Origin of the sequence: Vibrio sp. PID23_8 (assembly GCF_003584965.1) — a bacterium.
In the GTDB taxonomy this organism is placed as follows: domain Bacteria; phylum Pseudomonadota; class Gammaproteobacteria; order Enterobacterales; family Vibrionaceae; genus Vibrio.
In genome coordinates this window covers 34,665-47,351 of the sequence record NZ_LIXE01000018.1, presented here as the reverse complement: position 1 = coordinate 47,351, position 12,687 = coordinate 34,665, and the positions used below count along the sequence as shown (strand labels likewise).

The following is a 12,687-nucleotide window of genomic DNA, read 5'->3' as shown; positions in this document are numbered from 1 at the left end:
TTTTTTTTTTTTTTTTTGGGGGGGGGGGGGGATAATGAGTGATTCTTTCAAAGGTCCAGATATGTTGAAATCCAATTCCTGAGTATTAAACAAAAGGTTGTACTTGGTCTTACTTTTGCTGTCCTTGTTCAACCAACTACAAAGTGACGCACAAGATGCGGTGACGGCGATGGAAGCGGGTAAAGTGATCACATCTGAAGGTGTGGATTTAAACGATTAAGCGGTAGAAGTACTCGTCAGCTGCAGACATTTCTGACCGAAATACTCAACTCGCAACGGCAACCGCAGAGGAACTTGCAGACGCAAGTAGAGGTTTACAGGCGCTTCCTTTCGCTTGGATACGATGGTTGGTAGCTTCAAGCTGTAGAGTTGGATAGAATAGACCTAGTTTGCAAGTTTCACGACTATATATTTAGGTAAGTACTATGAATGACTTCGAAAAAGAACTAGAACAAATTTCTCAAGAGGCTGCTCAGGAGCCGGAAATAAAACTACCTTCTCTAGAAGAGCAAAAAGAAATCGCAGCTGAACTGAAAAGGCTCGAAGCGGAAGGAAAGCTCACTCCTGAGGTTCTTGAACAATACTTTGGCAAGTTCAACCAGAAAAATTCAGTACCAGTACATTAATCAAAAGGGAGTTTATTACTCCCTTTTTTAATCAGCTTATTAATTCTCTTATACTGTCCAATTATTGAGATATCAATCATTTACATATTGGTACTACTATTTTCATACTTGACTTTATCACGTTGGTAATTAAACCTATTGAATATCTTAAGGAAAATAACGTGGGTGCAGTGAATAGGATGGACGATAAGAGAATAAGGAACGTAATTTTAGTCACTGAAGATAGTTTGCAGTCATCTTTGTTAAAGGACGTCTTGGAAACGAAGCTTAGTATTCATGTTATTTTGATTACACCAGAAAAGCTCTCAACCCCTCCTGTCCTTACAGAAACCATTTCCACCATCATTTTTGATTATACCGTTGTCACTGAGGATGTGTTCTCTCGATACATCAACTTCAAAGATGCGGCTTTCAAAGAGACGATAGAAGTTTTGATCAATTGTGACAAAACTTTGTCGGTCGAAGAACTGTTTATTTGGCAAACGTTGGCGGGGATTTTCTATACGTCCGATGATATAGGCACCTTGCAAAAAGGTATTGGTCGAATTCTACAGGGCGACATGTGGTTTAGTCGCGAATTTTCTCAGCAATATATCGCACATTTGCGTCGTCATAGTCGACCTATCAATAAAAATACACCTACCGTATTGACCAAACGTGAACAGCAAATTATCGATTTTCTTTCGATGGGGGCATCAAATCAACAAATAGCGAAGCAATTATTTGTCAGTGAAAATACGGTAAAGACTCACTTGCACAATATTTTCAAAAAAATAGATGTAAAAAATAGAGTTCAAGCCCTGATTTGGGCGAAGGAAAATGTTTCAGACTTATCGATGACAGGTTAATGGATGGCTTCAACGTTTTTGAAAAGAACTAGGGCCTGTTGATTTGTATTTAGTTGTTTTCTGTATATTCCCCGTTTGGGCTTAGTGTCATATGCTTGCTTGATGCCATGTTTTGGTCTCACCTGTACCTATGTAGGAACCTTTCTAACACCTACCTAATTGCGATGACTAAAGTGAACGTTGGGATGATTTCTTGTGCGCATATCACGTTTTGTGAAAAGCAAAAGTGTTCTCATATCGTGTTATCCCAAGTACCCTCAAGAGACTGGGGAATACATACACCTCAAATATTGGCTTTTTAGGCAAAACGATGAGAAACAATGAAGACAGAAAAACAAAAGATGTTGTTAATGCGTGTTTGTTCCTTACTCATCCAGACAACGATTTTGTTAATGGTCACAACCTTATTGTTGATGACGGAATGAGTAAGAAAATGATCTATCAAGACAGCTTATTGGATTAAGCCACCTTCTTCAGGAGTTAATACTCGAGTGACAATGCTAAAATCATGTCTGATGAGCTATTTTTCCCGATAGAGTTCTTTGTCTGCGACATTAAACAAGTATTCAAAGCTTGGCTTGAGCGATGAAAATTGAGTAAAGTTTGCAACCCCCATTGACAACGTTAATCGCTCTGAGCATATCGATGAGGGCTTGATCATATTCATTTGTTCGATTCGTTTTTGAAGCAGAATCAGTTTAGATTCGATCTGCTGTGAAGATCGATTCGCGCTAATGCGTAGGTACTCACCTGCATTATTGAAAACACCTTGAAGTACCTTCGCTACGGATGTGAGCGCGATATCCCCTTGTTGATGCCCATAGTAGTCGTTGAATCCTTAATAGTAATCAATATCAATAATGGCAATCGCCAAGCGTTTCTGCTTAGATGTAGCGCGTTTTAATCAACGTAGGTGCGATATTGCCTAATTGATATCGGTTATAGAGTCCTGTCAGGGGTCTGTTTTCGATAGCTTATCTAGCTGGGCATTAGCATACTGTAGGTGCTTTCTCTGGACAAAATTTTCCAATGAAATAGCCAGTTGTTCAAACAGATAAACGTGATGATGTTGATATTGCTTCTATGCGTCTGTCCGAAATCGTTCTAGCAATGGCTAGTGGTTGGTGGCAATGTTACAGGGTAGAATCTGAATCACCGAGTTGCCCTAATCCCATTCCCACATTCAATAGACAGATGGTTTCATTCACTGAATTACGAACTTTATTCGATGCTTTCGCGCCGAGTTTGGCTAGTTCAACTGCCAGAGGGTACTTTTCCAGAGATAGGTACAAATCACTGACATTGGTGTACGCCAGCGACAACGAGTTGGTATCAAAGCGATGTGAGTTTGGAAGCGCAAAGGTGGGGCATCATTTGTACATGATTCAAGGCAGGATTGCTATGTATCTATTGCTGAGTTGAGTTTATTAAATGTGAGCGACGCTGAAGCGCTTCCAAATTTGCTTAAACAGATGCGCCTAAGAATCATTGAGATATCTGGTGATGGTGCTTATAACATAAGGTTGTGCTAAGAAGCGATTAGCATCAAACAAGCTGTCCCGATCATTCCTCGCAGGGAAGGCGCAGCCTTCTGGGTACGGGGTCATCTCCGCAATCTAGCGGTCGGCCGTCAGAAGCTATATGGTTAAAATAAGCATTGGAAAAAGATGTACGGCTACCATAAACGTTCGCTCTCCGAGACGGCGATGTTCCGTGTTAAAAAACGGCTCGGCGGTACATTAAGCTTAAGAAAATACAATGCTCAGGTTAGTGAGACTTACGCTATGATAAAAGCGTTAAACAAGCTCACAGGGCTAGGTATGTCGGAACGAAGGTGATTACCTAATAATTAGACATGTTAGGCGCGTTTTAACTCGAATTTGGAAACAAAGCCATGAGTAACTAGCGGATCGACGTGCACAAACTGTGATGGCGTAACTCAAAACATAAATCGACCCATCGCAGTTCGTGTGGGAGATAAATGTCTTTGGTGAACTTTAACCTGTTCAACGAAGAGTCTCTAGAAGCCTATGCGTTAAACCGCCGTGCGTTTATCGTATTTAAACAGAGCGAACTGGGGCAACCGACTGAATAATTTGATAAGGTTGTTCTGGCGAGGGTTAGCTTCTAACCTAAAGGATCTATCTACTCAAACTAAATAGGGAGCCGGGAAATGGAGAAAGTGCAGTTAGTCGTCGATTTTCTTCTTACTCACAAAATCGTTTTCACTGCATTAATTCTGTTCGTCGTTATGATTTTGCGTCGCTTGATTTTGTCGCAAATCCGTGGCGATGATGCCTTCATTACAGAAAAACAACGCAGCTGGATGTCGAGGACCAAAAACGGCACCTTTGCTATTACGTTGATCATTTTGTTTATTCTTTGGAAATCTGAGATCAGCGAATTTGCCCTTAGTGTCACTGCGATTGCTGTTGCGATTGTTGTTGCTTCGAAAGAGATCATTCTTTGCTTTACCGGATCGATTCAACGTGCAAGTTCTCGTTCATTTCGTATTGGAGATTGGATTGAAGTAGGCAAGTTGTGTGGAGAAGTGATTGAACACAATATGATGGCGACAGTGATTCAAGAAATTGATCTATACCATGGTCAATATCATTACACGGGTAAAACGGCAACATTGCCGAATAGTATGTTTTTTATATACCCAGTAAAAAATCTCAATTTTATGAAACGCTACGTTTATCATAACTTTTTTATCGTGGTTAGAGACTTTGTAAATTTATATCCAATCTTACCATTGCTGACCAATAAGATTGATGAACATTGCAGTTACTTTTCTGACGTTGCTCACCGTTACAATGCAATGATAGAGAAACACGCGGGTGTCGACCTACCAGGGGCAGAGCCACATATTCATATTTCTAGCAATATCAATGGCGAACAAATCGTGCATATTATGATTTTCTGCCCAACTGACAAAGCAAACCACCTCGAACACTTGATTCGTCAAGACTTTATGGAGTTGTACGAACAGCGTTTTCCATCAGGAAATGAGCATTAAACGTTAGCTTTCTTAATCATAAAATTAATACATTGTCGTTAAGATAAATAACCTTAATGGTTCAAGACGCATATAACAGTTAAATTACGCCTGCAATCACTTCTTGTGCGATAGTCTTTATTATCTTGTCCCACCAGCATTCAGCACCTGAATACTCCACAAAAATTCAAGAAAGGCGGTAAAACCAGCCATTTAGCTTGCAGTGGCGGTTGTAATTATGGCTGTTTAATTAACGGTTTAGCTCACTTTTAACGATAAGACTATCCATGAAAATTGGTTTAACATTTAATTCTGGTTTGTTTCATCGCGTATTAGCGATGACAGATTCGTGGCGTTCGGGGTCTAAATCCTATTTAACGGATTTGGCTTCGATTGCACTGTTGTTGCTGCCGCTGACTTTATCGAATGCATTGGCGATCTTTTTAGGCCACGCTTTTCGCTTGTCTGAGTTTTCTGAATTATCACGGATGCTGTTTCATGTATCAGACATCTTAATCAATTTATATCCAACAGCATTCTGCGTCGTTGCGGGTTATTACCTGTCACATAAGACAAATGTATCTAGCGCCGTTTTCATTATTTATTCAATGATCATGTTCTATCTAGCCTCGATAGAGAATGGAAGCTTGTCTACGACTTACATGTTGCCAAATAACCCTTTACTGGCATTGCTTAGTACGGTGATGACATATGTCTATTGCAGTATATTCAAGATACGTTTATTAGAGCCACAAGCGTTAGATTTTTCATCTCGCCTTATCAAACATGTTGTGCATTTTTTTACTTTTGTATTAGTCGCACTGGCCTTATCACATATTGCAGCTGTTTTGATAGCGATCTTGAGAGGGGTTATCCGTGATATTGGCGCGGATCCATTGACCCTTGAAGGTGGGCTGATCTATCAGATGATACTGGGTATTCTCGGTGCTATCGGTATTAATGGTCACAACATGCTATTTACCACCAAACAGCAGATATATGCAGCGACTGAAGCAAATATGGCAGCTTGGCAAGCTGGAGATGCCTCACTAAACGTGATTAGCCAAGGTTTCTATGATGCATTTATGTCGATGGGGGGATCAGGAAACAGCATCAGTTTGTTGCTTTGTGTATTGTTGTTTGCCAGAGAACGCCATCATGTCATATTGGCGTTGACAGCGATGCCACTGGTCATCTTCAACATCAATGAAGTACTGCTTTTTGGCTTGCCAATCATTTTTAATCCCTTATTGATTGTGCCATTCGTATTAGTGCCTTTAGTGAGCTTTGTCATCACTTATGTTTGTATTTCTACAGGGGTGGTATCACCCGTTGAGAACATTGTTAACTGGATGACCCCTCCGCTATACAGTGGTTATTTAGCATTGGGAGACAGAATTGAGGGCTCTATACTTCAGTTAGTCATCATTGTGGTTGGTATCTTTATTTATCAACCATTTTATTCGGCTTTTGCAGGGAAATATGTTGCTCAGTTTCGTTCTAGTAACGCATACTCAAGCATTGAACGTTCGGTATTTAACACTTTGCTGAGGAGTGTTAAAGATTCAAACGATACGAGTCTGAGTAAGTCGATGGCACAAAAACGTTTGAATATGATCATGAGTGAGGGGGAGCTAGTGATGTTTTATCAAAAGCTGCAATCAACTCAATATGATAATGTCTATTCTTACGAGGCTTTACTGAGATACGTTGATAGAGATGGTCAGTTGTGCCCACCCACGTTTGTAAGTGATTTCCAAATGTTGAATTCGATGCCTTTGCTGGATAAGTTAGTGATTGAGAAGGTATTGGCAGATATGCAAAAGATGACGCTATCCAAAGCATGTCGTGTTGCGATTAATATTTCGGTAGCGACTATTGAAAAAGCGGAATTTGTTGAGCATCTTTTTGCAAGGTTAGAGTACTACAATGTTTCTCCAGAATGGTTAGAGATTGAAATTACGGAAGAGGCAATTCTGAGTAATAAGGTTTTTTTGATCAAAACAATGGAAGCACTGCAAGCGAAAGGTATTCGAATTGCGATGGATGATTTTGGTACTGGTTATGCGTCATTCCCACACTTGCTTAAGTACCCATTTGATAAAATCAAACTTGATCGGTCTCTATTAAGAGGTGTAAATGATCAAAAGGGCCAAAACCTCTATCAGTTGGTGGTGAAACTCGGTCATATTACTCACTGTGAAGTTATTGCTGAAGGGGTGGAAACTAAGAGTGAATATGACTTCGTAAAAAAATGTGGTGTCGATAAAGTACAAGGTTATTTCTTTGCACGACCACAACCTCTAGCAGACATTTTGCTGGAACAACAAGAGTAACTATTGTCATCCATATAAATAGAAAACAGGCTCAATAAATAAGTTTGTAGGCATGGATGAGCGTCACGCTGTTTTTTGTAAGTCAAAAGGGAAGCCAATACTAATAGGCTTCCCTTATTCACTAAGTTTACTTAAATTCGAATTTTCCCTGCATGATTGCCCAGTGACCAGGGAAAGAGCAGAAGAACGAATAATCCCCCCCCGCAGTCATCTTCTCGGTGCTAAAGGTGACAGATGTACTCTCTCCACCACCAATGACTTCTGTAAAGGCATACACGCGGTTATCGTTAGGCTTAACGTAATTATTATCCATGCCAGCAGACATGCCATCTGTGCCCACCGCTTGTAGATTGGTGGTATCTGCAATTACTACGTTATGACCCATCGACTGAGCCGGCATTTTACCAGTGTGGTTCAACGTCAGTTTTACTTCTTTACATGTCGCCGGAACACTTAACGTTTTGGTTGAAAACTGCATCATATCATTGGCATCAATGGATACTTCACACTCTGCGCTTGCTTGTGCGCCAAAGCTTATTCCAATGAGTGCGAGGGTTGCTGCGCCTAAACGTAAAGACATATATAACATTCTCCCTATTTATTTCGGGCTAGTTTGGAATCAAACCAAGCCAGTACAAAACATCTCATTATCAACTAATTTCGGCAAAACAACGTGCTTCAATACTGATATTGACGTTTTTAAGCAAAGTTGTACGCAACACACATGTGGTGTGATCACTTTATATCTGATCTAAGAGCGATCAATTTATACGTGACTTGCGTCAAGTTTTTATGTAATGCATGGGTATTTCATAACATATGTAATGGTTGATTAGGTTATTTTTCATACCAACATGTAAGTAGATATTTCAATAATTGTTATTATGTAACAATATTATTTTTGGATGCATATAATTTGCATGATGGCAAATAGCATCGTCTTTTGTGATGAGCAAATTGATTTTTTTTAATCTGGCGCACACTTTATTGACTTTGAACTAGAGTCTCAAAATTTTGTGTGCTGGGCGCTATCTTTCTGGTTGCCATAATTTTGGCGAAAAAATTCGTTTTTATTTTGGCATAATTACAAGTGTAAGCTTAGTCACATTTCGTTACATGCGTCTGCTGTGCCGCGAAAAAAGTTCGCACCTATAATGCTTGTCCATTTTATTGTTTTTATAAATCCCTAATTATGAGAAAGAATACACTAGCTATCATGCCAAGTGTTTTAGCACTTACGATCGGAATGGCACTGCCGGTAGCTCACGCGGCAGTTAGTACAGATGCAACTGTTGTTGGTTCTGAGAGCCAATGGTGGAATACATACAAAGTCACCTTGACTAATGATGGCACTAAGCCGGTTGAATTGCGCGACGCGAAAATTGTGTTTGATTCAAACATGTCAATGTCGACGCCATCATGGTCTGCACAAGGGATTAGTTACCCAGCACTGAAATTTACCAGCAACGCACAAGGCAGTGTGTTTTACAATACACTTTCACTGTCTTTTGCTGATGGCAGTTGGATCAAGTCACTACTTCAACCGGGTGAAAGTATTGAGCTAACGCTTGGTGTTAATGGTGTATTGGATCTTTCTCTGCTTCAAAATACGATTCGTCTAGTGGCAAATGATGAAGGTGACGTTGGTGAACCAGAAATCTCTATTCAACTTGCGTCACCTGCAAATGGTGCTGAGTTTGAAGAAGGCCAAACGGTCGCCATGCTAGCAAACGTAAAAGCAACAAATACTAACGTTAAGGGCGTGACGTTCCATGTTGACGGTAAGCAAGTTGCGAGTGTGACTAATGCGCCTTTTCAAGCAAACTGGGTAGCAGCAGGCGAAGGTGCTCACACGATTAAAGCGATTGTTGAAGATGCATCGGGCGTGAAGAAAGAACACTCAGTTCGCATTACCGTAAAAGCAAAAGAAGTAGATCCACCAATCATTCCTGATGATGTGATCCCGTTTGTTCCGGGTCAAACCCAAGTAAATAATGGCGATCTGGTTATCTATGACGGCGAGTGTTTTGTTGCAAAAAATAACCCTGGTGTATGGGAAGCACCAAGTGCAGAGTCATGGTTTTGGGATACTGTTGAATGTCCAGGAAACCCTGGTGAACCTGACGTACCGACAGTACATGAACTCTCATTTGTTTCACCAACTCAGGGACAATCACTGAATGTTGATGAAGCGACGATCATCAAAACTCGAGTAGAAGGTGAGTTAATTTCTAAAGTTGAGTTTTGGGCTAACAATAGCAAACTAGGCCAACAAAATATTGCGCCTAGCCAAACGCTTTACTCACAGTCTTGGACTCCAGGCAAATTAGGCAATGTAACGCTTCAAGTTCGTGTACTTGATCAAGATAACCAATTGGTAGAGCAACAAACGATAACGGTTTCAGTAGAGGAAGCTGGTGAGGATTTCGAGAAGCCAGAAGTAAGATTTGTGACTCCTGTGAATGCCTCGATCATCGAAAAGGATCAAACCGTATCGATTTCTGTTAGTGCTACGGATGCAGACGATGATTTGTCGCGTGTTATTGTAAAAGCAAATAACAAGCAAATTTGTGAATTTGACGCACAAACAACCAAGCAGTTTGCGTGTGATTGGAAAGCTTCTGAAGTCGGTGCGATTGCACTTGAAACGGTTGCAACGGATGCCCAAGATCTATCTTCCACAGCACGTGTAAAAATCACTGTCGAAGAAGTAGCCACACCAACGCCACCACCAGGTGGATTATGTGCTGACTTTAATGTCTACCCAGACTGGCCGCGTGGTGATCATGCGACAGGTGGTGACATTATGGTCCACAAAAATATCGCGTACTCCGCGATTTACTGGACACAATCCGTGCCTGGTAGCGATGCATCTTGGGCTCTTCACCTAAACTGTGACGGCACAGAGCCTGGTACAGCGCCGCTTCTATCACTACAAAACCCAATGGACCCAGTTCGTCTAGAAGTTGCAGGTTGGCCAAATACGTTTGTTGTTGCTAGCCCATCGTCAAGCGCACCAGCAACATTGACAATTGGCGCGAACAACAGTGACGTGCTAGCAGATACCGACGCATTAACACGCGCATTTGTTTCTTTCATTGAACAAGCTGAGCATGCAGGAGCTTCATCGATCATCATTACTAGTGATGTACTTGATCAAGCGACACAAGATAAAGGTGAGTCTTTCGGTACGGTTGCGGTTAAAGATGCGCTGATTAATGCGGTAGATATTACCGGCAGCAACATCGACGTTGATGTCATCAATGCACTGAGCAATGATGTGAAAGGCTGGGCGCAAGCGCACAACGTGATCATCGCTACACTTGCACCAGAAGCAACTTATGGTTGGTCACTAAACATCGGTGATTTTGCTTACGATACTCATTCAGGTCGTCAGTCTGTATGGGATGAAGCGTCAGTTTTCACCGCAGATTTACTCGATAACTTTGAATTGTACAAAGCAGACGCTGCAAACAAAGCTGACTTTGTTGTCTTCACTAAATCAGACGTAACAAACGCACTATCAAGCGACCAATGGCACAACGCACTAGAGTACGTGAAACAAGTGACAGATTACGTGAAGACACCTGCGATGCTGGCAAACATGCCAACGGATCAAACCGCGGGTTACTTTATGGGTGACACGCAAGGTAAGCCGCAACTTCGAAAAGCAGCGTACAGCAACGTATTTGCACTACTATTCAACCAAGATAGCGAACAGTTAACGGCTAAAATTGAGCGTTACCAAGATGCGAAAGTGCCACTGTACTACGTGGGTGAAGAGTTAGAGAAAGGCTCATTAACTCGTATTGAAGCACTGAACCAACAGCTAGCGAATGCTGAGTCTGTCATGGATAATGAAGCGTTCCTATATGAAACGCCGCAATCGCAATGGGTTCCTTCTACTGTGTACAAGTGGAATGACTTCTTGGACGGCTTGAACGCAATGCACAACATCGGTGTGGCTGGCAACAAGTTCTGGTTGATGAACGATGGTATCGATGATGAAACCAACATCAAATACGCGAAAGTTGCGATTGCTGCGTTCTTAGCACAAAGTATGCAAGAAACTATCCGTTACAACGCATGTGACGAGAACAACTGGTCTGAAGTGAAATACGGCGCACCAACGGATTACCCGATGTCAGCGAGTTGTGGCCAGTTGGGTCAGAAATACGCGGATTACGGTGTGAATCCAGTATCAGGTTTAGACTACGCTTACTCTTGTCCACGCGATAACAAGATGGAAGTGAGCGCTCTGACGCACGCCAAATGGTACGGTGCACCAGCGCCAGTATTTGCGGCACCTGACACGGTACTAGAAGAGCGAGGTCTACTTGTTGATGGTGCTGTTGGTCGCTGGACGAACAACGGCCACTGTAACGACGTACCAGAAAGTGTAGATACGTCTAAGCAAGTATGGGAACGTGACGAATGTAAGACTTACGTTGGCCAAAAAGCAGGTAAGTTTATTTGGGATGGCAGCAGCCAAGAGAGTGTAGAAGGTTGTGGTTGGTGGGGTCGTGGCGTTATCCAGACGACTGGTCGTCAGAACTTCGGCACTCTTAACCATTACCTAGGCCGTTCACACGTTGATCCTGAAACAATCGGCAAAACGATTGATGGCGTAACGGTTGAAGCGCCGCCAGCGAACCCGCTATACGCAGAACTTGATTTCTGTTCAAACCCAGGTTTGATCTGTAGCTCTGAAGAGAACAAAGAGATTAAGTGGATTGCAGGTCTGTTCTACTGGGTAACATCGGTACAGGCTTACAATGACGAAGGCGGTCAGTACGCTGGCTGGAACTACTACAACGAGCTGAAAAACTACGTTGATGGTGGCCTGAAAGGTTCACAATTCATCGATGACGTTTCTGGCATTGTAAACCGTGGCTGTCCGGATTTGACCTGTTCGACTGGTGACGTTCACAACGTGAAAGAACGCCGTGATAACTTTATGCTAGTACTGCAAAAGCTGGGGCTTGATCCGCAATAAGCGACAAAAGCTTAAACTTAACAAACAAAGCCATTACCGAAAGGTGATGGCTTTTTCATAGAAAGCCTTTGACTATCAAAGTATTAGGTCATCGAGATTTTTTGATTTCGTTTAACGCATCATGCAATGATGTAACGATCGCATGGCCAAATCCACGCACTTCTTCACATGGTTCAACTAAATCAGGGATTTGATACGTCACCATATTGGCGGCTACTGCGGAGCGAACGCCGTTGTTAGAATCTTCAAACGCTAAGCATTGTAATGGATTAGCATTGAGGCGTTGTGCCGCCAATAGATAGATCTCAGGATCTGGTTTGCCATGAGTTACTTCACAACCGGTTGTCAGGCTATCAAAGTACTCACTTAACCCCGCAAGCTCGAGCTTCTTCTTGGCGATTTCGTTCGCGGTTGATGTCGCGACGGCGATAGGAATGCCTTGAGACTTTAACCACTCTAGAAGCTCAATTACCCCATCCTTTACTGGGATAGCTTGGTGCTGTACCACTGCGTTGTAACGCGTGCGCCATTCTTGATGCAGGCGGTCCAAGTCGTCCCCGTAGGCTTTACGAAAGATAGCTTCGATACCCGCAGCATTACGGCCAATGATGGACAGATAAACTTGTTTATGGAACGGAAGGTTTTGTACTTCGCATGCTTCTTTGAATATTTGCATGCAGACGCGCTCAGTGTCGAGCAGTAGGCCATCCATATCGAAAATAGCAGCTTGATAATTCATTACTTTCCGACTTGTCAGTTGAGATTGTGCATTTTGACATAACCACCATCGTTTTACTCGGTAAATTGAGCGGCTTTATGACGCTAAGATTCCTTTGGTCAACGTAAAGGTTTTTAGGGCTCTAGCTACGCTTGTCTATAC

General features: G+C 42.1%; 9 protein-coding genes and 3 pseudogenes. 8 read left to right on the top strand and 4 right to left on the bottom strand.

Going from position 1 to position 12,687, the window contains the following annotated elements:
* Window positions 1-124 precede the first annotated feature (124 nt).
* The 4 genes and pseudogenes from AK966_RS18530 to AK966_RS18515 form a co-directional block, all read left to right on the top strand.
* A pseudogene (locus tag AK966_RS18530) lies at window positions 125-367 on the top strand (methyl-accepting chemotaxis protein); the annotation flags it as partial.
* 58 nt (window positions 368-425) lie between these two features.
* On the top strand, window positions 426-626 hold the full coding sequence (locus AK966_RS18525) for a restriction endonuclease subunit S (RefSeq protein WP_099078183.1): 201 nt from the start codon (window positions 426-428) through the stop codon (window positions 624-626).
* Window positions 627-805: 179 nt separating this feature from the next.
* Window positions 806-1,474, top strand: coding sequence for a LuxR C-terminal-related transcriptional regulator (locus AK966_RS18520; protein ID WP_099078349.1), 669 nt, complete (start codon window positions 806-808; stop codon window positions 1,472-1,474).
* Between the two features lie 310 nt (window positions 1,475-1,784).
* Entirely contained in the window at window positions 1,785-1,937 is a 153-nt protein-coding gene (locus tag AK966_RS18515; RefSeq protein ID WP_253252652.1) for a hypothetical protein, read from the top strand.
* 57 nt (window positions 1,938-1,994) lie between these two features.
* Here AK966_RS18515 and AK966_RS20475 read toward each other — a convergent pair.
* Together AK966_RS20475 and AK966_RS19840 are read right to left on the bottom strand one after the other, a co-directional pair.
* Window positions 1,995-2,297, bottom strand: a pseudogene (locus AK966_RS20475) (diguanylate cyclase domain-containing protein); the annotation flags it as partial.
* A 310-nt stretch (window positions 2,298-2,607) separates the two neighbouring features.
* On the bottom strand, window positions 2,608-2,796 hold the full coding sequence (locus tag AK966_RS19840) for a hypothetical protein (RefSeq protein ID WP_143699928.1): 189 nt from the start codon (window positions 2,794-2,796) through the stop codon (window positions 2,608-2,610).
* 90 nt (window positions 2,797-2,886) lie between these two features.
* On the opposite strand from AK966_RS19840, the pseudogene AK966_RS18505 reads away from it, so the two are divergent.
* From AK966_RS18505 to AK966_RS18490, 3 genes and pseudogenes are all read left to right on the top strand, one after another.
* Window positions 2,887-3,312, top strand: a pseudogene (locus AK966_RS18505) (transposase); the annotation flags it as partial.
* Between the two features lie 335 nt (window positions 3,313-3,647).
* Window positions 3,648-4,496: a mechanosensitive ion channel family protein gene (locus tag AK966_RS18495; protein ID WP_099078181.1), complete on the top strand. Its 849-nt coding sequence runs from the start codon at window positions 3,648-3,650 to the stop codon at window positions 4,494-4,496.
* A gap of 317 nt (window positions 4,497-4,813) precedes the next feature.
* Window positions 4,814-6,811, top strand: a complete 1,998-nt coding sequence (locus tag AK966_RS18490) for an EAL domain-containing protein (protein WP_409120297.1) — start codon at window positions 4,814-4,816, stop codon at window positions 6,809-6,811.
* 127 nt (window positions 6,812-6,938) lie between these two features.
* Here the strand turns inward: AK966_RS18490 and azu are convergent, their stop codons facing one another.
* A complete protein-coding gene (gene azu, locus AK966_RS18485) occupies window positions 6,939-7,391 on the bottom strand; it encodes an azurin (RefSeq protein ID WP_099078179.1) in 453 nt (150 codons plus the stop codon).
* A 636-nt stretch (window positions 7,392-8,027) separates the two neighbouring features.
* Between azu and AK966_RS18475 the strand changes: the two genes are divergently transcribed.
* Window positions 8,028-11,807 (top strand): Ig-like domain-containing protein, encoded by a 3,780-nt coding sequence (locus AK966_RS18475; protein ID WP_182852751.1) that lies wholly within the window; start codon window positions 8,028-8,030, stop codon window positions 11,805-11,807.
* Window positions 11,808-11,895: 88 nt separating this feature from the next.
* Here AK966_RS18475 and AK966_RS18470 read toward each other — a convergent pair whose 3' ends face one another.
* Window positions 11,896-12,546 (bottom strand): HAD family phosphatase, encoded by a 651-nt coding sequence (locus AK966_RS18470; RefSeq protein WP_099078178.1) that lies wholly within the window; start codon window positions 12,544-12,546, stop codon window positions 11,896-11,898.
* Window positions 12,547-12,687: the final 141 nt, after the last annotated feature.